Origin of the sequence: Nostoc sp., from assembly GCF_036919555.1 — a bacterium.
Classification (GTDB): Bacteria; Cyanobacteriota; Cyanobacteriia; order Cyanobacteriales; family Nostocaceae; genus Nostoc.
Genome location: NZ_JBALCS010000030.1, coordinates 57,261 through 76,065 on the forward strand (window position 1 = coordinate 57,261; position 18,805 = coordinate 76,065).

An 18,805-nucleotide genomic window follows, 5' to 3' on the forward strand; every position below is an offset into this window, starting at 1 on the left:
GAAGTTAGTATTTAGATCACTCTTTATACTTAGAAAAATCTGGGATAATTAGTATCATATACAAATGGGTTATTACTTATGAGAACTCAGTACGCTATTCGTAAATTGGTAGAAAAAGCTCTTGACATTAAAAAACTAACTCCTGAGATAGAAAATGAAATCAATTCAGAACTGACCGAACTGGGTTACATTTCTGATATTGATTACGAAGCCCTAGAGTTATTAATGGCAGAGATGGATGCTGGTCGAATTCAGTTAGTTTCTAGCTGGGGATATTCCTAATTGCTTAGACATAGAGGCTTTTTGGCTATATCCGGTGAATTTGATTAAGGCTGGAGCAATCAAAATTTCAAATAGGTAAAACAAGTTTTAGTAAAGGTAGGGGGGATAACAAGGGCGATATGATTGTTTGTATTTTTCTATGAGGTTGATTATTTAAATACCTCAAGTGGCGTAAACTGTGCTAATGACCGTCTACATTGTGCATTCGTAGTAAATCGCTATGCAGTTCGCTAAACGCCTAGAAAAAATTCCTCCCTATCTGTTTGCTGAAATTGTCCAGAAGCAGAATGAACTCGTTGCTAAGGGAGTTGATATCATCAATATGGCTATTGGCGATCCAGATAAACCTACTCCCAGTCATATCCTTCAGGTAATGCATGAGGCGATTGACGACGCTGCCAACCACAATTATCCACCTTACCAGGGTACGAAAGAATTCCGGGAGACTGCGGCGAAGTGGATGGAACGTCGGTTTGGGGTAACAGGGTTGAACCCGAATACAGAGGTTGTTTCTTCAATTGGTTCCAAGGAAGCAATTCATAATACTTTCTTAGCGTTTGTGGAAGCAGGTGACTATACACTAATACCAGATCCTGGTTATCCGGTGTACCGGACTTCGACAATCTTCGCTGGTGGTGAGTCTTTTCCTATGCCCCTGAAGGCAGAAAACGGTTTTTTGCCTGATTTGAGTGCGATACCTGAAGAAGTCGCCCAAAAAGCAAAGCTGTTATGGATTAATTATCCCAATAATCCGACTGGGGCGTTGGCAACATTAGAGTTTTTTGAGGAATTGGTAGGTTTCTGCAAGCAGTACGATATTTTGTTGTGTCATGACAACGCCTACTCAGAAATGGCATACGATGGCTATAAACCGCCTAGTGTGCTGCAAATTCCGGGCGCGAAAGATGTAGCGATCGAATTTCACAGTTTGTCTAAGTCGTACAATATGACAGGCTGGCGGGTTGGTTTTGTTGTTGGTAATGCTGTGGGTATTAAAGGCTTGACACAGGTAAAAACTAACGTTGATTCTGGGGTGTTTAAGGCAATTCAAGCATGTGCGATCGCAGCTTATTCTACTACCACTGAAGCAGAACTCCAAGCCATCATGTCGGTTTACCAAAATCGCCGCGACATTATCATCAAGGGGCTGCAATCTCTAGGTTGGCCGATTCAGCCTCCGAAAGCTACCCTTTACGTCTGGACACCTGTTCCTCCAGGATATTCCTCAGCAGAATTTGTAACGTTACTACTTGACAAATGTGGCATTCTTGTGCCACCGGGTAGTGGTTATGGTGCATCTGGAGAAGGCTTTTTCCGAATTGCTTTAACTATTTCTGATAAACGCTTGCAAGAAGGAATTCAACGCATGAAAGATGCTGGTATACGCTACAGACCAAATTTTAGATTTTAATTTTGGATAATGGAATTGAATATTCAAAAGTGTTCGATGGTTCCTGAGCCTTGTCGAAGGACTGAGCGTGTCCAAGTGTCACGCCGAAGTCCAAAATTTCAAAAGGGTTGCAAGCAAGCAAATTTATACTCGCTCTGCGAGAAGCAAGCTACGTGAAACAAATCTAAAATCTAAAAGCGTTCGATGGTTCCTGAGCCTTGTCGAAGGACTGAGCGTCTTTGCACTGAGCTAAGTCGAAGTCTCACGCCGAAGTCTAAAATCCAAAATTGTGTGACTCAGCACTATCTTGGTATGCTTGCCAAAGTTGGTGAATAAACTGATTGAGTTCCTGTTTGGCAGCCAAGTCAGGTTCAGTTTTTGGTTCTTTTGCTAAAACTTGGCTCAAAAAGGTAATTACTTCTGTGTCTAAAGCTGGCCGAAATAAATTGGCAGGCCAAAGCAAGTCAGACGCATCTCGCAAATCGGTAATTAGGGGCGATTCTGGAATCAAAGTAACCATTAATAAAGGACGTACCCAGCACAACTGGCGGGAAACCACAAATTGAATGACTTCTGCATACAGATTCCTGTCGCCATGCTCTAAAGACACAATTTGTCCTGGTTGAAGAAAATCTCGGCTAATGTCCATCATTATGCAGTTTGGGCAGGGGCAGGGATTGTTTTGCAACTTCCTTAATCTTCAAAGTTAGAATGCGCTACATTTAACATTAGGCTAGCACTCTCACGGCAACGGTGTCTAAGACATATGCCTCACAAGTGGCTACGCAAAACTAAGTAGAGCCGTTTTTCTAGGATAGTATCTGGACAGAAATACTATAGAATAGGTAAATAACTGTTAAGCGATCGCTACACAGACACTTTTTGTAGTGAATCAACAAGAAAAGAGCAAAGAGCCGTGTCAGTTGAAACTATTCAAAAGCCTTCCACAACCCGTAAGCTAGCGCCTCGGTATCGCGTTTTGCTCCATAACGACGACTCCAACTCTATGGAGCATGTTGTGCAGTCACTAATAGCTACTGTGCCAAGCCTTACCCAACCCCAGGCTGTTAGCATCATGATGGAAGCCCATACTAACGGGCTAGCTTTAGTCATTACTTGCGCTCTGGAACACGCTGAGTTCTATAGCGAAACATTGAAAAGTCACGGTTTAAGTAGCACGATTGAACCTGACGAATAGCCATTGGTCAATAATCAAGAGTCATAATCTGGAGTATTGACTGCTGATTATTGACCTATTTAGTATGAAAAAAAACCTTGTCCGTCTAGCTGAACGCCCTGCCCCCATTAGGCTGGGTTCTTTTCTTGTGACTTTATTGCTGCTATGGTTGCCCTTAGCTGCACCAATATACTTACTAGTGCATGATTCAAACTTAGAAAGTATATTGACATTGGTATTGTTATATGCAGTATTTATTTTTCTCCTGAGACTATGGGGTAAGTATGTCTACCAGCAGCCCCAAATTCTACGGCATTATGGCTTAGAATTCACGCGACAAAACGGTGTGGATTTACTGCGTGGCTTGGCTATGGGCATAATTAACATTCTGATACTTTTTGGGGTAGAAAGTTTGTTGGGTTGGTTGGTGTGGCAACAACCGAAAGTTTTTTTACTGAAAGTTATTTTAGAGGGTTTACTTGTTGGCTTGGGCATCGGATTTGCTGAGGAACTGTTATTCCGAGGCTGGTTGTTAGATGAATTACAACGAGATTATAGTCCGCGTGTAGCACTGTGGACAGATGCAACTGCATTTGCAACATTGCACTTTATTAAACCCTTGGAGGCAATTATTCATACACTGCCGCAATTTCCAGCTTTAGTACTGCTGGGGTTAACACAAGTATGGGGAAAGCGTTGGCGGAGGGGACGCTTGGGTTTACCAATTGGTTTACATGGTGGTTTAGTGGGAGGCTACTACATTATTAATGTTGGAGAATTAGTGAAATATTCTGGTCAAGTTCCTGATTGGGTAACTGGTGTGAATAATAATCCCCTGCAAGGAGTGATGGGGGTGTTGTTAATGAGTGTACTAGCTTTGTGGATACGAGGGCGAACAGTGAAAAATTAAAAATTGGTAATGAACTTGTGAAAAAATAAAATATCGACTAAAAAGGAACTACATTAATATTTCATTTAGGTAAAGTGTCAGAGTGTAGCCAAAAAGCTTTTAGAGATTCTTCAACATCAAACAATTATTTATGGTTGAAAATAATGGATTGTAGTCGTCTGGAATATATCAAAAATGTCAATGATGAGGAAGATTGGGCGTATGAAAGTTCTCCTATTGGATCTTACTTTCAGTTGAACTTTAAAAAGAATAATGATACAGGTGTAAATACAGGTGTAGATACTCATGTATTTAACTTACCAAAAGGATCTCTTATCATCCTTTCTCAAAAACCAGATGGGTACGACGACCGATACTTGACGCATGTAGTTGAACTGGTTAATGAGGGCAGTGAAGATAAACCTCAATGGGAAACAGGTACATGGGGTATTTTGCGATGGGTTAAGGTTCATTGGATTGCTGATTTTACGGATGTCAGCCGTATTCCTCTTGATAAGAAGGAAATGAGGGCAAACTGGGGTTATTTTGACACTAAAGCTAAATTGTTGTCTAGTCCAGGCTTGATGTCTCAGTGGGATAATAGTATCGATAAATTAAGAGCGCACTTAGGAGAAGTCTTTAATTAAACGATGACGCAATTTAATACCATTAAACAACAGCGATCGCAAAGAATACTAGAACTATTTGCGATCGCACGTCAGCGATATTTAGATGCAGGAGGAAATCCTCGACGCACCCCAAGGGGACTCAAGGGAGATGATTATATGACAGATGAGGAAAGGCAAGAAGCGTTGGTATTAGGAAGGCAAATTTTTCCACAAGAATATATTGATAATACAGCACACAGCATCAAATATCCTCCCGTGGAAAGCTAGCCCATTCTTCACTAAGGGCTTAGATAAGCTGTTCAACTTACAGCTTATTAAGTGTATCATCAACTAAGAGTTGAGGTAGTGTTTTCCATCGGAGTAAGAGAAATGGATTTACGAAAGTTCCATACAAACTTATTTGTTGATGACAGCAATGAATCTACTGAATGGGAGTGGGTCGCTGATTTAAGTGATGAAGCGGAGTTTCTGGAAAACCTGCGCTACTGGCAAATTGCTAGATATGAGTTTAACCAAACTTATTTAGTCAGTCTTGATTCGGATTACCAAGTTAGTTTTCTGGACTTTCTGTGTTTCACTGATAGTATTTTTAATATATACAAGTGGGCAACACCAGAAAGTTTTTATGAACTCACAGGGCTGGTATTGTGTTTATCGTCAATTCAAAAAAAGTACATATTACATAAGCAGAATCCTGATAGAGTTGCTTTAATATCAGAATTGCCACAAGATTTATTAGAATATATTTTGAAGGCACATACAACTTTGCAAAAGCGTTTCAGTTCAACCAAGTGAGACAAAACAATTAACGCTTAATACCCATCAGTTATTTCGACCGTGCAGGATAAAACTTGACATGATATTGTAAAATAACACACTGGGGCGAAATAATTATGACTTTAAGGAGATTGCTTGATGCCAAACTCATGCCATGTTTACCTCTTACGGGATGGGCAACATCAAGTCCTAACCATTCCTGATGAATTTGCTCTATCCAGCACAGAAGTTTTGTTACGCAAAGAAGGTAATCGATTAATCATCGAACCGATTTCTTCTGGTTCTCTACTTTCACTGCTTGCCACTTTGGAAGACATTACAGAAAACTTTCCTAACATAGATGAAGGGTTACTGCCACTCGATGACATTGTGCTTTAATCCTGCCCAATGACCTATCAATACCTGCTAGACACTAACATCATTTCAGATTTGGTAAGACATCCTCAAGGTTTGGTTTTTCAGCGACTCGCAGCCGTAAAGGAAAACTGCATTTGTACCAGCATTATCGTGGTGTGTGAACTGCGATTTGGTGCAGCTAAAAGTGGCTCTCTCCGTCTTGTTCATCAACTAGAAAGCATTCTTGAAGTGTTACCTATTTTGTCGCTATCGTCTCCCGTGGATCAGCACTATGCGGTAATTCGTACACACCTAGAGCAAACAGGAAGACCCATCGGCCCTAATGACTTACTGATTGCTGCCCATGCCCTAGCCCTTAACCTGACGCTTGTTACAGCAAATGTCCGCGAATTTGAGCGCGTACCTGGTCTAAGGGTAGAAAATTGGCTACTTTGAAGGCATACATTGGGGTGCTTTAGTATTTATTATTCATTGCAGTTTGTATAAATTAACCCCTATTTAAAACGCAGCCTCCACAACTGTACCCACCAAACACGCCTTATCCAAATTAACGCCGCTCAAATTTGCACCTTCTAACTCTGCACACAACAAATTCGCTCCCGTCAAATTCGCCCCCGCCAAATTCGCCCCTCGCAAGTCAGCTTCTTCAAGATTTGCTTCACTCAACAACGTCCCTTGCAAATCAGCACGACTCAAATCTGCACCCTTGAGATTTGCCCCAGTTAGGTTTGCACCGCGCAAGTCAGCACCCCGCAAATCAACGCCTTGCAAGTTCACGTTCATTAAATTGGCACCACTCAAGAAAGCACCCGCCAATGACACATCACTGAGTCTCGCTCCCATCAAGTTAGCGCCGCGCAAATTACTACCCCGCAAGTCAGCACCTGTTAAATCTGCTTGCATCAGGTTTGCTCCCATCAAACTCGCCCGTAAGTCAGTTTGTTGAAGGTTGGCTCCCATCAAATTCGCCCCCTCCAAATGCCCACCTTCGAGTTTAGAACCAGCGAAATTAGTGCCGACAAGGGTAGCGCCAGCAAGATTAATCCGGCTTAAATCCAGTCGGGAGAGTTCCTCGTCTTCTAAATTTGCCCCTGGAAGTTGTTTGAGTTTTCCTAATCTAATGGCTTCAATATTCATGTAAAGTAACTACCAATCTCCTCACTTATCTTGCTGTGGCTATCCCATTGGGAATCAAGTATCCAGATACCGGCGCTGAATTTGGGTGTCATCAAGGGTAAGTCGAGTCCCTGTTGTAAACCCATAACTAACAAAGCTAGCGTATCTACAAGTTTAGGGTCAAAGCGGGTAGATTGTTGCTCTTTGCACTCATCTAAAGCTTGAGTAAATATCTGTTCCCGGCTTTGATTTGACGACTTTCGCTGATTTATTCGCCACTGAAAGTCTGCCAATAAAGCCAAAATTCTCGACTCTAGGGGAATTTCATCTCCAGCTAAAGCTGCTGGTTCCCCTGAACCATTCCACCACTCGGTTTGGTGAGTAATAATTTGGGCAACTGCTCGCAGTCGTGGCATGGTTCGCAATACTTGCGCCCCCGGTACTAAGGGACAAGTTAAGGGAGAACTGGGGGCATCTTCTTGGTAGCGTGTGGATATACCGCCAGTGAGAACGCTTTCTGCTTTCTGTAATGGATCTATGCGATGCAACAAACTCGCCAGCCGCAATCTCTTAATCTGCCATGCGGGAAGATCCAAAAGCTGGGCGATCGCTTCAGCAAGAACTACTACTTCCGCAGCTGCCATTGGATTGTTGACATCTGCCATATCCATCAGCTGCGCCATTCGTAAAAAGGCTTGGATTTCGTTAGAAACCAAGTTCCGATCTAGCGTTTGTTGGCGAAGCGCTGTTGGGATGGATAAATTATCTTGCCCAGTCTGGAGGTAATCTACTACACGGGAGACAACTGCACCTAAATTTTCTGATCTGGCCATTGACGGTACAATTTGTTCTTTATCGGCTGTGAGTTTATTCGCCAGTTCTGGGTTGTATTTTCTGATGTGAGCGATCGCTATTTCTGCTGTCTCTTGCACTAACTCTGGCTCAAATGTCCACAAGCCATAGAATTTACGCTCTAAGTCTGATGTCGGGACTCCAGTGCTGCCATAATCAGCCTCTGATAATTCTTGACAAATTACCATTGCTGTGTATTTAGGCGATAAAATAATTAAATGCCACTCCTGAGCTACAGGATCGACTGAATCTAATGCCACTAAGTCTACATTCGGTAAAAGGCTTGTGGGATGTTCAGCAAAGCCGGATTCAGAGGCAGCCATAATCGCAATTTGGCGGCTGCGCTGGGCGATATCTGCATATCGTTGAGCTTCTTGTAGATACCATTTACCCTGTTGGAAGGCTGTGATAACTAGGGGTGTACCGTCGTCGGTTAAAATATGGTCTTCTAGAGCGTGGCACAGGGCAACTAAGGTATTTTTGTAGTAAACACCGAATCGAATTGGCCTGGTAGTATGGCGATGGGCTGTTTCTAGCTGTTGTAGGATTGAACCTTCTAACATGGGATTGGGTGAAAATAACCGCAGAGGGGGAGTAAGTAGGGCAGGGGGCAGGCGAGAGACAAGGAGATGAAATTTACTCTTGTCTGATTCTGAGAATTTTATCAAACAGCTGCTAACTGTTTATCTTTTGTCTCAATTGGTGCAGAAAGTGCTGCTTCTAAGTCGGCACAACCCAGCTTTTCTTCTAAAATTTTCATGACTTCGCGTCCGAAATCGTTGGGGTTTTGTTGCCAAGCTTGCAAGCAGACTTCACCAAAGAATGAACCAAGGGGTTCGGGATTCCAGAGGAGTTTTTTGGCTGTCCACGGCATCAAACTCATTGGATCATATCCTGGTTTGAGGATGCCTTCTTTAAAAGCGTATTCTTCTAAATGGGTATGGGGTTGTAGTCCAATAAAGAAAATGGCAGGTTCGACTTTATCAGCACCAAAAATCCGTTCTAGTTCACGGTGGTAGGCGATGGTTTGGCGGATGGTTTCGGGACGTTCGTCAATGACGTTAAAGGAGTAATTGACGGAAACTAAGTCGTTGAAACCAGCTGCTTTTAAATCGCGGCAGTTCTGCAAGACGTTTCGTAAGTTATACCCCATCCGCATTTTCCGAACAAGTTCTTGAGAACCACTGGTAATCCCGATTTCAAAGTAGTTCATCCCGGTTTTCGCCATCAAGTCGCACAACTGGGGTGTCAAATTGTCGGCTCTAATGTAAGCTGCCCAGTGGATATCTGTCATACCAGAATCGACGATTTTTTGCAATAGTTCTATGGCATCGTCGATAAATTTTCGCGCTGGGATGAATTGGGCATCGGTAAACCAGAAGTTGCGAATGCCGCGATCGTATAATTGGCGCATCTCAGCAACTACTTCATCTGCTGGGTTGATGCGTACTTGTTTGCCTTCGACAACAGTGTAGACGCAATAGCAACAGTTGTGAGGACAGCCGCGCTTAGTTTGTACACCTATATAAAAATCTTGCTCTTGCAGGTAATAGTTAAATTCTGGCCAGATGCTTTCGATATAGTCGTAGTTACAAGCTGTTTTTTCTAGTGGGGTGGGTTGTTCGTGAATTAGCCGTTTCCGTGGTTGAGTTTCTCCGACAACATAACAGCGTTCATCTCGAAAATCTCTGCCACTTAAAAGTTTTTCTAGCAGGGTTTCGCCTTCACCCACAGAAATAATTGCCCCTTGAGGTAAGCTTTTACCCAACTGTTCATAAAATACACTAACTGCACCACCACCTACAACTACACGAGCATCAGAATTATATTTTTGGGCACGCTTTAAACCGCGTTTGATTAAGCCCTGATTTTGCCACAATTCCACATAGTAAGCGATGAAGATTCGTAAACCGCCGAATCCACCGCGTAGTTTTAATAGAGGATTCTTCGCGTAGTAAAATTCAAAGGCGTTTTGTAGTGGATTACCACCACGCCCGCCAACTGGGGCATAAATTTGAATATCCCGCCAAGAAAATACTAGCAGTGTCGGTTTAAATTCATCAATACAGAGATCCAAGGCGGTAGCGTAATCTAAAGGTGGCACTGTTCCCAAATCAAAGATACGCTGTTCGGCATTTGGAAACTGTTTGTGGACATGATCGCTCAAGTAGACAACCCCAATGGGAAAGATAGGGTTACAAGGAAGGCGAACGTAAAGAATTCGATTTTCCATCATGGGTATTTTGACTTCCATCTTGCCAATCTTGGGGGAAAACGAGATAAATCCCAGTTTTAAGGGGTGTTTTTGTTTTGTTTGCTCTTAATCTCTGACAATCTTGCTTGACATTGAAGCCGATTATTGATAGGCGCGAAATTTTTGTTCACAGATGTAGGTATCAATAAAATTGCTTTGCATCTCAAATGCAGGGTATCAAGAGAGGCTTTATGAAGAAATTTTTCATATAGCTTTACGATAACATTGAGTTTATTCATTAAGCGATGATCCCAGGTTTTTAATCGTGGGATAGATGAAACACAAAAATACACTCCTGAACTAGGCTCAAGCTAAGGGGATCTTCACCATACCTACTCTGTAATTATCTGCCCTGATGAAGTTAAAGGTTTTTTGCCAGAGATTAAAAACTCAATGATGTTTACATAGTGTAAAATTTTAGAAAAATCATAAATATTTACAAAATTTTTATAACCTCCGATATATCTTTAGGTAGAAAAAATCTTAGAAAGACTTGAGTTGGTATTCGCAGTTACAACAAGTGGGGATCAGTGGGTGTTAGGCTTGGCTAGTGTAATGTAAAATTGTGGCGTAAAGCTCCTCAGCAGTTATGGCTCAAATATTAGATCCTCTACCACCTGAGCAATCGGGGAAAATTCTCTGCTGCTACATTAATGCCACGAGCAAAATACAGGTAGCTCGCATCTCCAATATTCCCAACTGGTACTTTGAAAGGGTTGTTTTTCCAGGACAACGTTTAGTCTTTGAAGCTCCGCGAAAAGGTCAAATGGAGATTCATACAGGGATGATGGCAAGTTCAATTTTATCTGATAAAATACCGTGCGATCGCCTGATACTCGACGAACCCAGCGCTTATGAGTTTGATACCGACTCATCAGATGGAAAAGACCCTATTAATACCAAACCAATGGTGCAGCAAATTAATACAAAAATCGGAGATACTACAAAACCCTTACAAATCCTTGGTTTAGCATCGGTTGATTAAAAAAAACAATTTTACTAAATTTAAGGGTTGCTAATTTAGCAGCCCTTTTTGTTTATTATTTATTGGATATTGGGGATTGGGGATTGGGGATTGGCATTGGGCATTGGTTATTCTCCTCATCTCCCTCATCTCCATCTACAATCATTGTTATGAATCTGCCTTCATTTCTTTGGTTGTGGAAAATAGCCGCGTGGTCGATGGGGTTGTCCCTGCTGGCATATCTGATGTTAGCAGTTACTGGCGTTTGGATGTTTCGGGCGAGAACTTCGCAACAATTCCCTTTTATTACGCCATTTCTGGGCGGAAATAGAGAGGTGCGATCGCTCCACTATACAATGGGCATCAGCATGGTAGGTTTAGTGCTACTGTTGCTAGCGATCGGTATTGTTGGCACTTTCGGTCATTTTGGTTCTTTAGGTCACTCGTCACATTTAGTTGCTGGATTGATAGTGGTAGCATTCGTTTTACTGTCTGCTTTCACTGCCACGCAAATTAGTACCGGAAAACCTTGGGCTAGACCTTTACACATCGGCATAAATATTATTCTATTTGTAGGATTTGCCTGGGTATCCCTTACTGGTTGGATTGTAGTGCAAAAGTATTTACCGTGAAGGATAATTTGCCCTTTGAAAATGGCATAAGTAAGTAGATCAAATTAAATATAAAACCTCACTCTGCCTCCGGCTTCCCTCTCCTTGGTAAGGAGAGGGATTGAGGGTGAGGTTTTATCTTATATTTAATTGTGCCTTCCTACTTAGCTTCTGTGCAACAGTCCAGCTAAGACATAGACCTATCCTACAATGAAGAAAAGTATTGTAATTGAGCCGTGATAGCAAACTCAGCCAATATCTCAGCTTCTGTTTTTCGTCTGTCTCCTTTGATTCGGATAACGCTGCTGAGTCTGTACATAGCACTCATAGTCCCATTACCCTTCTTATCGCAGGTAACAGCTGCACCCGTACCCCCATCATTATTGTGGATAGGGATTAGCATCGGCTTAGTTGCCTTGTATGCTGTATTGACTGAACAAGTAATGGTAGATGACGAAGGAATTCAGGTTACTTACCCCGCCTGGGTGCCTCGCTTTTTTCGTAAAGGCTGGTTTTTACCTTGGTCAGAGGTGAAAGAGTTAAAACCCCGCACCACTGGTCAAGGAGGGCTAGTTTATTACTTCGTCAGCCAAGATGGGAAAGCTTATTTACTACCGATGCGTGTAGCCGGATTTGCCCGTTTTGTCCAAATTGTGCAAGCAAAGACAGGTATTGATACCAGAGATGTTCGCCCTTTAGCACAACCGTGGATGTACTTGATTCTACTGGGATTAACGCTACTGTTACTGTTGGTCGATGGCTGGGCGATCGCTACAGCCTTAACTACTAGACAATTAACTTAAAATCGGGCATTAATTATTTCTCCCCATCTCCCCACTCCCCACTCACCTTGAATAATATCACACTCAGGCTAGAGCAAGTTAATCTATTTACAAGCCTGAAAACCCAACTTCCAGGCAATCAGCAGGGATACCCCATATTGCAAGATATTTCCTTGGAGGTATTCCACGGGGATGGCTTTGCCAACGCCTGCGGCGAACGCATTGCCATTTTGGGGTCAGTTGGCGCTGGTAAAACTTCGCTATTGTACCTCCTCAACCGCCTAATTGAACCCACTAGTGGCAAAATCTATCTAGAAAATCAAGAATATCGCCAAATTCCTGTTATCCAGCTACGCCAGATGGTGACACTTGTATTGCAAGAATCAAAACTGTTGGGGATGACAGTTCAGCAAGCCTTGGCTTATCCTTTAGTTTTACGTGGTTTGTCCAAACAGATAATTCAGCAACGAGTCAGTCACTGGATAGAAAAACTGCACATTCCCAGTGAATGGTTAGGGCGAACAGAGGTGCAACTATCTGCGGGACAACGACAATTAGTAGCGATCGCTCGTGCCTTAGTCATCCAGCCTAAAATATTATTATTAGACGAGCCAACCTCTGCCCTTGATGCTAGTACTGCTTCTAATCTAATGCAAGTCTTAATCCAGTTAAGTCAAACTCATCAAACTACGATTCTGATGGTAAATCACCAACTGGAACTAGCCCAGATGTTTTGCACTCGGTTATTACACCTACAACAAGGTCATTTATTGGCAAATCAAAGAGCCTCTGAAATAAACTGGGTTGAATTACGAGAAAGCTTAATTCAAGCAGAAGCTCAAGACGATTTTGGATTTTAGATTTTGAATTGGTGAGGAGTCGTTATCTTACTCCCCAATGCCCAATGCCCCATGCCCAATGCCCAATGCCCCATGCCCCATTCACACTTGACTACTACTAAGTGTTGAACGTTGATTACTAAATCTCTCTCTAGCTAACTTTGTTGTTTGTGACTGTGAAATATTGATATTCAAAATTTCCATGTTAAAACGGTATCCTACATTGCGGATAGTTTGAATCAAGTTGGGTTGACGGGGATCAAGTTCAACCTTTTTCCGCAGCGACAAAACGTGAGTATCAATGGTACGAGGGTTATCGATAGCGTCAGGCCAAGCACGACGCAGCAATTCCGACCTACTCAGAGGCACTCCCCCAGCTTGTGCCAAAACGTACAGCAAACTGAATTCTTGGGGCGTTAAGTCGATAAACTCCCCTTGGAAGCGAACACGGCGCTGAACTAAATCGATTTGCAAAGTGCCATAATCCAAATAAGCTGGTGCAGTTGGTGTGCGCTTCCGGCGAATCAGTGCCTCTACCCGTGCCAAAAACTCTTGCATCCCAAAAGGTTTGCTCAGATAATCATCTGCACCCGCCTTTAAACCTGCGACGATATCACCTTCACTATTACGGGCAGATAGCATTAAGATTAGAGGCTGCTGCTGACGATGCAACCAACGACAAAACTCAATGCCATCACCATCAGGCAGGTCTGCATCCAAGACGACCAGTGTTGGTTGATGGCTTAAAAATACTTCCCTAGCTTGATAAATACTGGCAGCTTGATGCACACGGTATTCTAGTTGTTGCAAGTGCCAACCCAGCAACGACCTTAGATGGGGATTCCCCTCAATGATTTCTATACAAACCGAACCCACGGTGGCAAGATCCCTTAGCGTCGATGCCTTTCAAAGTAACAAGCCCATCTCTAAGGTTTTGTAGCCTTTGTTACTTCAATTGCTATTAGCTTTACATTTCCTCATAAAAAGCGTGGCAATATCTTTAATTTATGCCTTGCCGAAAGGCGATTAGAAATATTATTAAATTTTTATTAAGTTTATCGAAAGTGTTGCTAGACTTATCAAAAGTTCTTTTAGCTTAACATTCTGCTTTCAGATGGGTGTAATGTGGAAAATATCTATAACCCAATCGGCTAACCGTTACTACAACAGCTTTTTAACCTGATGGTGAAAGGAGGTTTTTTTCGCAAAAATTAGTGCCCACATTCACGAACATAACACCAATACAATTGGGCTGTTGACCATGAAAATTATAAAAATAACTTAGCAGATAACTAGAATCGATGTTTTCTGGAATAGGATTAAAGTAGCTTGTAGCTGCTATGAGGGTACTGCCCAAAGTAGATGTGTTGACTTTGAGTTGATGCCAAAGTGAAATTACACTTCACATTTGAGCGTGAATCATTTACAATTCTCATTCCAAAGAGATTAATACAGCAGTTATGCTCCAAGACACACAAACCATCCGCTATTACCAAAGACTCACCGACGCCTTCGTCGAGTTATGGAATCGCGGTTATCGTACGGATGATATGCGGATGTATTTGGATGGATATCTAGCCGCACTGCGACATGGTAACATCATTGAACCTTTTCTGATTCATCGCTTAGAAGAGGAAGCCAGCCGCTACTTGTACGATGGATCAAATTTTGCAGTGCCGCAACCACAGCCACAACCCGATTACTACTAAGTACCATTTACCTGGCCATTGATAGTAACCGTTAATTACCGCAGATAATTATAGCATATTATCTGTATTCGTCAATGGGTTACCGTGGTGTGAGATTTTGGAGATATTGTATTGAGAAAACGCATCCCCTCAGCCCTAAACTTGGTCTTGCCAATTCGACTGAGGGGATTTTTGACCAGAAGGAAAAAGGTACAAACCCACTTCGGCTACGCTCAGTGCATCGCCTAAATTTATTTTGGTGGTTCTTAATTTTGACTTTTGACTTTTGACTTTTGACTTTTGACTTTTGACTTTTGACTTTTGACTTTTGACTTCCCCGTTCGCGTAGCGTCTCCTAGAGTTGGGGCTGACTAGCCCTGAAATCAATTCCAAGACAGGTCAAGTATTTTTGTCAAAAACCTATTAAAAAAGCCTTGAAAGGGGAGATACTATTTCTCTCCCCTTTCAAGGACATTAAAAACGGCACATTGCCTTGATTGCGAAGCGCAAATTCAGCAGTATACCCTCTGCTTTGGTGTAAACAGGACGTTACGAGGCTAGTGCTACTTCTACCTTTTCCTGCAATTCACCTTTTTGGTACAGTTCAATCAAGATGTCAGAACCGCCAAGGAATTCACCATTGATATACACTTGGGGAATTGTCGGCCAGTTAGAGTATTCTTTAATTCCTTGACGGATTTCAGAGTCTGATAGAACATCAACTGTCTCGAAGGGAACTCCCAAGGTATTGAGAATCTGTACAACGTTGTTGGAAAAACCACATTGGGGCATTAACTTGTTTCCCTTCATGAAAACTAAAATCTTGTTCTGTTGTAGCAAGTTAGCAATTTTCTGTTTGAGTTCTGGCGTCATGGTATTTGTGTTTCCTATGTTGCATTCAACGATGACGAGTGAGAAGTTAAATTCATAACTCCTAACTCCTAATTCCTAACTCTATGTTTACGAAGCTGGTGTTGCTTGCCAAGCTTCGGGAGTATATGTTTTTACTGCCAAGGCATGAATCGCTTCAGTTGACATAGCTTGCCCCAACGCACCATAAATTAACTGGTGCTGCTGCACTAGTCCCTTACCTGCAAAGTGCGATGAAACAACTGTTACCTGATAGTGGTCCCCGCCACCAGTCAAGTCTTGCACCTGAACCTGGGCGTCTGGCAGTTCCGCCTTGATCATTGCCTCAACCTGCTGCGGACTAATCATCGCTATTCCTGAAAAAACTTACTTTTCTATTATTAACAGATATGGAGCAAAGACCTGTGCTAACTTCAGGTTTTGGCAAGGCTGTAGATAAACGCGCCTCTGAGGTGTATTTTTGAGAACGCTGGGTCAAGGTTACGGCCGATAGCTCTATTCTAACACTGGGGCGTTCTAAGGTGCTGTTCAGGGAGAGAAGGATGTGAAAGATGGGGGAGATGGGGAAAAACAGGCAACAAAAATTTAATTTATTTTTTTTGCGGTGAGGAAGATGAATTCCCACCTTCTCTCGGATAGGGAGAATCTACAAAACCCAATTCAAACAACTGTTTATAGGCTTTCTTGCCTAAATCCCGCGTCGGGTTTTGACTTTTAATTATTTGAATCAACAACGGTACGGCTAATTCTGGCTGATTTTGTGCCCGATGTACCAATGCTAGCTGAAAGGTGGCTTCATCTCGCTTTTGGGCTGTCAATAGAGCTTTTTGACGCTGAGAATCAGAAACTCTGTTGTCAATTCCCGAAAAGCTAGAATTTAACTCTTGATAAAAATTAGATAGCTGATTATAAACCTGACGTGCTTCTTGCAGTTTCTTAACAGCTAAGGGGTAGTTTTGAGCAGAAACGGCTTGGTCTGCCTCTTTTACTAAGCGATCGCCACCCTCAATGCTCAAAATGCTGCTACTTTGGGTTATGGGGCGAAGATTATTGGGATCGTTGGGGTCAATCGGTTGTGGTTGGCTGGTAGTGCCTGGTGACTGTGATACCTGAGCATTCACAGGTGATAGCAGGCTGAGGACTGCTATGACTGATAAAAAAGTACGGTGCATCAAGGTAACAGCGGCAGCAGTGTTCATGGGATCAATTAGTGCGACAACTATATTAAAAAGTTATGGAAACTTCGGGTATCTTAACTCTGTTTTGGTCTTGAAGAAAGCAAAACTACATCCTAAGTATCTCTGATTTAGACTAAAAATCGGTTTCATAGAGTTCCCATTACCCTTGTATAGTAACTAACTTAAATCCCTCTGATAAGCGATACCTATGGTAGACTGCCTCAACGCCTTAATTCCTCTGATTTTCCAAATCAAGAATTAGTGATTTCTGCAAATGCGTGATTAGTAATTTTTGTTTCTTGATGGCTTAATTGTTGCAGTGCCTTTGCTAAATCAGCTGTAATGCTTTTGGCATCTTGTTTTATACAGCCACTAATGTAATCCGTTACTCTGATTGGGGAGCCAATGTGAATACTCACATCCGTACCCCAATTTGGATAAGGTTGGCTGTAATTAATGCCTATGGGGATGATTTTCACTCCCAGCCCGGAATGACTAGATTCAGCACTCAAAGCAAGACGAGCAATTCCCGGCTTCAACTGGTGAACTTGGCCATCACGAAAAATGTTACCTTCTGGAAAGATGACCAGGTTTTTTTTCTGCTGAAGTAGCTCAACTCCATGCCGCAGGGTGCGGATTGACGGATGCTTAGAATTTACAGGAAACCCCCCCAAACGTCGGACAAACCAGCCTTGCAAACCTTGGCATTCGTCAATAGTCACCATGAACCGCAAGTCTTGTTCTGTCAGACAATCAACGGTGGCGTAGGGTACGAGTAATGCATCCCAACGCGCCCGATGGGTAGGCGCAAGAATCACAGGCCCAGTTGTGGGGATATTTTTTTGTCCGGTTATTCTAATTTGCCCAAAGAATAATGGTAATAGGCAGTGACGCCCTAATAAATATGCCAGAGGACTTAACCAAGGAGAAACCCTTGAGGTAGTAGCAGCCACCTGAGGATTTGCTGCTGTGTGCTGGCAGGTATCGGATGAAGAGTAAAATTCCATCATGAAGGATGCAGATGATTTACGCGTAAAATTTAATGAGAAGCCTGATTAGTTACACCGTAGATTCTCTTGCGTGACTTGTGTTGTACTAAATGGACAGTTTTACCTCTGTCCGTTAGTTTCCGCTACGTCGCCTACTGGCAAACCAAGCCTGTAATTGCTGACGACAAGCTGACTCTAGAATACCTCCGATTACCTGGAGACGGTGATTAGAAGCAGCGCTATCGGGTATATTAATAACTGTACGAATCGCGCCAGTTTTTGTATCGTCTACTCCATATACAAGTAGTCCTAAACGCGCTTGCACAATAGCACCTGCACACATCGGGCAAGGTTCGAGAGTTACGTAGAGGGTACATTCATTAAGATGCCAATTTTGTAAAGTTGTTGCACCTGTCTTGAGAGCAAGAATTTCCGCATGAGCGGTAGGATCTTTGTCGCGCTCTTTTCTGTTTTCTCCTTGTGCTAGCAATTTGCCTGTTGAATCAATGATAACAGCACCTACAGGGACTTCACCTACATTACCTGCTGCTTTTGCTAGTTCTAGGGCATAACTCATCCATTTTTGATGTATAAGATATTCTGTATACTTAGTTAACATATTTTTATCAATATAAAAACTTCAAAATTCAACACATTAAGTTAAGAGGCGGAGCCTCCTATTAGGCATTCCCAGTCGGAGACTGGGAACGAGACAAAGGTAGGCAAACTTTCGCCACACACGGCTAAACAATTTAAAATCCAAAGTTGCCTAACTTAGCATTACCAAGCTAACCGTTGGAGGCTAATTTGATTTCTAAATAGCGGCTTGAGCTAAAAGAGGATCGAGTTGACTTTGTGTGTCTAGCTGATAGAGGTCATCGCAGCCGCCAATGTGCTGATTATTGATAAAAATTTGCGGTACACTACGGCGTCCGTTAGCGCGTTCTGCCATTTTAGCTCTGGCTGCTTCGTCGCCGTCGATTTTATATTCAGTAAAATTTACACCTTTCCACCACAGCAGCATCTTGGCACGAATGCAGTATGGACAAGTTTGCCATGTGTAAAGTTCAACGTTGGCTTTGACTCGCTCTGGATGGCGATTTAAGAGGGGATTAAGAAAGTCCAGCATATTTTCTTAAGCAAGGTTTTAACTATATCTCT

At 42.5% G+C, this 18,805-nt stretch carries 25 protein-coding genes; 14 read left to right on the plus strand and 11 right to left on the minus strand.

The genetic code is table 11. The annotated features are described in order from the left end of the window. The first annotated feature begins 78 nt into the window (after positions 1-78). Both V7K36_RS08895 and V7K36_RS08900 read left to right on the plus strand, forming a co-directional pair. Positions 79-282, plus strand: coding sequence for a hypothetical protein (locus V7K36_RS08895; RefSeq protein WP_334824631.1), 204 nt, complete (start codon positions 79-81; stop codon positions 280-282). A 220-nt stretch (positions 283-502) separates the two neighbouring features. Then, positions 503-1,693 carry a pyridoxal phosphate-dependent aminotransferase gene (locus V7K36_RS08900; RefSeq protein WP_335114951.1) on the plus strand — a complete coding sequence of 397 codons (1,191 nt, stop codon included), beginning with the start codon at positions 503-505 and terminating at the stop codon, positions 1,691-1,693. 253 nt (positions 1,694-1,946) lie between these two features. Here the strand turns inward: V7K36_RS08900 and V7K36_RS08905 are convergent, their stop codons facing one another. Further along, the gene (locus V7K36_RS08905) at positions 1,947-2,321 is read right to left on the minus strand and encodes a hypothetical protein (protein WP_334824685.1); all 375 of its coding nucleotides are present in this window, start codon (positions 2,319-2,321) and stop codon (positions 1,947-1,949) included. 267 nt (positions 2,322-2,588) lie between these two features. Between V7K36_RS08905 and clpS the strand changes: the two genes are divergently transcribed. The 7 genes from clpS (at position 2,589) to V7K36_RS08940 (ending at position 5,936) form a co-directional block, all read left to right on the plus strand. Further along, positions 2,589-2,870, plus strand: a complete 282-nt coding sequence (gene clpS / locus V7K36_RS08910; RefSeq protein WP_335114953.1) for an ATP-dependent Clp protease adapter ClpS — start codon at positions 2,589-2,591, stop codon at positions 2,868-2,870. A gap of 64 nt (positions 2,871-2,934) precedes the next feature. Continuing rightward, positions 2,935-3,759, plus strand: coding sequence for a CPBP family intramembrane glutamic endopeptidase (locus V7K36_RS08915; RefSeq protein WP_335114954.1), 825 nt, complete (start codon positions 2,935-2,937; stop codon positions 3,757-3,759). Between the two features lie 74 nt (positions 3,760-3,833). Next, complete coding sequence (locus V7K36_RS08920; RefSeq protein WP_335114955.1) at positions 3,834-4,385, plus strand: hypothetical protein; 552 nt, start codon at positions 3,834-3,836, stop codon at positions 4,383-4,385. A gap of 3 nt (positions 4,386-4,388) precedes the next feature. Next, complete coding sequence (locus V7K36_RS08925) at positions 4,389-4,634, plus strand: hypothetical protein (RefSeq protein WP_335114957.1); 246 nt, start codon at positions 4,389-4,391, stop codon at positions 4,632-4,634. A gap of 102 nt (positions 4,635-4,736) precedes the next feature. Next, positions 4,737-5,162 carry a hypothetical protein gene (locus V7K36_RS08930; protein ID WP_335114959.1) on the plus strand — a complete coding sequence of 142 codons (426 nt, stop codon included), beginning with the start codon at positions 4,737-4,739 and terminating at the stop codon, positions 5,160-5,162. Positions 5,163-5,282: 120 nt separating this feature from the next. Then, positions 5,283-5,522, plus strand: coding sequence for an antitoxin (locus V7K36_RS08935; protein ID WP_298911707.1), 240 nt, complete (start codon positions 5,283-5,285; stop codon positions 5,520-5,522). A gap of 9 nt (positions 5,523-5,531) precedes the next feature. Continuing rightward, positions 5,532-5,936, plus strand: coding sequence for a type II toxin-antitoxin system VapC family toxin (locus tag V7K36_RS08940; protein WP_334941963.1), 405 nt, complete (start codon positions 5,532-5,534; stop codon positions 5,934-5,936). A gap of 63 nt (positions 5,937-5,999) precedes the next feature. On the opposite strand, the gene V7K36_RS08945 is transcribed toward V7K36_RS08940, so the two are convergent. The 3 genes from V7K36_RS08945 to V7K36_RS08955 all read right to left on the minus strand — a co-directional run bounded on the left by V7K36_RS08945 (position 6,000) and on the right by V7K36_RS08955 (position 9,723). Beyond that, positions 6,000-6,638 (minus strand): pentapeptide repeat-containing protein, encoded by a 639-nt coding sequence (locus V7K36_RS08945; RefSeq protein WP_335114961.1) that lies wholly within the window; start codon positions 6,636-6,638, stop codon positions 6,000-6,002. Beyond that, on the minus strand, positions 6,635-8,032 hold the full coding sequence (locus V7K36_RS08950; protein ID WP_335114962.1) for a DICT sensory domain-containing protein: 1,398 nt from the start codon (positions 8,030-8,032) through the stop codon (positions 6,635-6,637). Before V7K36_RS08950 ends, V7K36_RS08945 begins: the two co-directional genes overlap by 4 nt. 101 nt (positions 8,033-8,133) lie before the next feature. Continuing rightward, positions 8,134-9,723 (minus strand): photosystem II high light acclimation radical SAM protein, encoded by a 1,590-nt coding sequence (locus tag V7K36_RS08955; RefSeq protein WP_335114964.1) that lies wholly within the window; start codon positions 9,721-9,723, stop codon positions 8,134-8,136. Positions 9,724-10,312: 589 nt separating this feature from the next. Between V7K36_RS08955 and V7K36_RS08960 the strand changes: the two genes are divergently transcribed. The 4 genes from V7K36_RS08960 (at position 10,313) to V7K36_RS08975 (ending at position 12,940) form a co-directional block, all read left to right on the plus strand. Continuing rightward, positions 10,313-10,708, plus strand: a complete 396-nt coding sequence (locus tag V7K36_RS08960) for a DUF1830 domain-containing protein (protein WP_335114966.1) — start codon at positions 10,313-10,315, stop codon at positions 10,706-10,708. Positions 10,709-10,857: 149 nt separating this feature from the next. Further along, entirely contained in the window at positions 10,858-11,319 is a 462-nt protein-coding gene (locus V7K36_RS08965) for a DUF4079 domain-containing protein (RefSeq protein WP_335115054.1), read from the plus strand. Positions 11,320-11,534: 215 nt separating this feature from the next. Next, a complete protein-coding gene (locus tag V7K36_RS08970; protein ID WP_335114968.1) occupies positions 11,535-12,101 on the plus strand; it encodes a hypothetical protein in 567 nt (188 codons plus the stop codon). 47 nt (positions 12,102-12,148) lie between these two features. After that, entirely contained in the window at positions 12,149-12,940 is a 792-nt protein-coding gene (locus V7K36_RS08975; protein ID WP_335114970.1) for an ABC transporter ATP-binding protein, read from the plus strand. Positions 12,941-13,021: 81 nt separating this feature from the next. On the opposite strand, the gene V7K36_RS08980 is transcribed toward V7K36_RS08975, so the two are convergent. Then, on the minus strand, positions 13,022-13,795 hold the full coding sequence (locus V7K36_RS08980) for a response regulator transcription factor (RefSeq protein ID WP_292763508.1): 774 nt from the start codon (positions 13,793-13,795) through the stop codon (positions 13,022-13,024). A 584-nt stretch (positions 13,796-14,379) separates the two neighbouring features. Here V7K36_RS08980 and V7K36_RS08985 point away from each other — a divergent pair. Next, entirely contained in the window at positions 14,380-14,628 is a 249-nt protein-coding gene (locus V7K36_RS08985) for a DUF6761 family protein (protein ID WP_334824605.1), read from the plus strand. A gap of 528 nt (positions 14,629-15,156) precedes the next feature. Here the strand turns inward: V7K36_RS08985 and grxD are convergent. The 6 genes from grxD to grxC all read right to left on the minus strand — a co-directional run bounded on the left by grxD (position 15,157) and on the right by grxC (position 18,773). After that, a complete protein-coding gene (gene grxD, locus V7K36_RS08990; RefSeq protein ID WP_335114972.1) occupies positions 15,157-15,480 on the minus strand; it encodes a Grx4 family monothiol glutaredoxin in 324 nt (107 codons plus the stop codon). A gap of 87 nt (positions 15,481-15,567) precedes the next feature. After that, positions 15,568-15,825 (minus strand): BolA family protein, encoded by a 258-nt coding sequence (locus V7K36_RS08995; RefSeq protein ID WP_334824601.1) that lies wholly within the window; start codon positions 15,823-15,825, stop codon positions 15,568-15,570. A 242-nt stretch (positions 15,826-16,067) separates the two neighbouring features. After that, positions 16,068-16,676 (minus strand): hypothetical protein, encoded by a 609-nt coding sequence (locus V7K36_RS09000; protein ID WP_335114974.1) that lies wholly within the window; start codon positions 16,674-16,676, stop codon positions 16,068-16,070. 230 nt (positions 16,677-16,906) lie between these two features. Beyond that, a complete protein-coding gene (locus V7K36_RS09005; protein ID WP_335114976.1) occupies positions 16,907-17,665 on the minus strand; it encodes a lysophospholipid acyltransferase family protein in 759 nt (252 codons plus the stop codon). A gap of 112 nt (positions 17,666-17,777) precedes the next feature. Beyond that, positions 17,778-18,263 (minus strand): tRNA adenosine(34) deaminase TadA, encoded by a 486-nt coding sequence (gene tadA / locus V7K36_RS09010; RefSeq protein WP_335114978.1) that lies wholly within the window; start codon positions 18,261-18,263, stop codon positions 17,778-17,780. Between the two features lie 195 nt (positions 18,264-18,458). Continuing rightward, positions 18,459-18,773, minus strand: a complete 315-nt coding sequence (grxC, locus tag V7K36_RS09015; protein ID WP_300414710.1) for a glutaredoxin 3 — start codon at positions 18,771-18,773, stop codon at positions 18,459-18,461. Between the last annotated feature and the right edge of the window lie 32 nt (positions 18,774-18,805).

Bases quoted from the DNA above. Each gene is read 5' to 3' on its own strand.
- V7K36_RS08940 (WP_334941963.1), top strand. From the start codon at position 5,532: ATGACCTATCAATACCTGCTAGACACTAACATCATTTCAGATTTGGTA.
- V7K36_RS08925 (WP_335114957.1), top strand. From the start codon at position 4,389: ATGACGCAATTTAATACCATTAAACAACAGCGATCGCAAAGAATACTA.
- tadA (WP_335114978.1), bottom strand. From the start codon at position 18,263: ATGTTAACTAAGTATACAGAATATCTTATACATCAAAAATGGATGAGT.
- V7K36_RS09005 (WP_335114976.1), bottom strand. From the start codon at position 17,665: ATGATGGAATTTTACTCTTCATCCGATACCTGCCAGCACACAGCAGCA.
- V7K36_RS08955 (WP_335114964.1), bottom strand. From the start codon at position 9,723: ATGGAAGTCAAAATACCCATGATGGAAAATCGAATTCTTTACGTTCGC.
- grxC (WP_300414710.1), bottom strand. From the start codon at position 18,773: ATGCTGGACTTTCTTAATCCCCTCTTAAATCGCCATCCAGAGCGAGTC.
- V7K36_RS08935 (WP_298911707.1), top strand. From the start codon at position 5,283: ATGCCAAACTCATGCCATGTTTACCTCTTACGGGATGGGCAACATCAA.
- V7K36_RS08965 (WP_335115054.1), top strand. From the start codon at position 10,858: ATGAATCTGCCTTCATTTCTTTGGTTGTGGAAAATAGCCGCGTGGTCG.
- V7K36_RS08960 (WP_335114966.1), top strand. From the start codon at position 10,313: ATGGCTCAAATATTAGATCCTCTACCACCTGAGCAATCGGGGAAAATT.
- V7K36_RS08985 (WP_334824605.1), top strand. From the start codon at position 14,380: ATGCTCCAAGACACACAAACCATCCGCTATTACCAAAGACTCACCGAC.
- V7K36_RS08930 (WP_335114959.1), top strand. From the start codon at position 4,737: ATGGATTTACGAAAGTTCCATACAAACTTATTTGTTGATGACAGCAAT.
- V7K36_RS08915 (WP_335114954.1), top strand. From the start codon at position 2,935: ATGAAAAAAAACCTTGTCCGTCTAGCTGAACGCCCTGCCCCCATTAGG.
- V7K36_RS08905 (WP_334824685.1), bottom strand. From the start codon at position 2,321: ATGGACATTAGCCGAGATTTTCTTCAACCAGGACAAATTGTGTCTTTA.
- V7K36_RS08895 (WP_334824631.1), top strand. From the start codon at position 79: ATGAGAACTCAGTACGCTATTCGTAAATTGGTAGAAAAAGCTCTTGAC.
- grxD (WP_335114972.1), bottom strand. From the start codon at position 15,480: ATGACGCCAGAACTCAAACAGAAAATTGCTAACTTGCTACAACAGAAC.
- V7K36_RS08900 (WP_335114951.1), top strand. From the start codon at position 503: ATGCAGTTCGCTAAACGCCTAGAAAAAATTCCTCCCTATCTGTTTGCT.
- V7K36_RS08945 (WP_335114961.1), bottom strand. From the start codon at position 6,638: ATGAATATTGAAGCCATTAGATTAGGAAAACTCAAACAACTTCCAGGG.
- V7K36_RS08950 (WP_335114962.1), bottom strand. From the start codon at position 8,032: ATGTTAGAAGGTTCAATCCTACAACAGCTAGAAACAGCCCATCGCCAT.
- V7K36_RS09000 (WP_335114974.1), bottom strand. From the start codon at position 16,676: ATGAACACTGCTGCCGCTGTTACCTTGATGCACCGTACTTTTTTATCA.
- V7K36_RS08995 (WP_334824601.1), bottom strand. From the start codon at position 15,825: ATGATTAGTCCGCAGCAGGTTGAGGCAATGATCAAGGCGGAACTGCCA.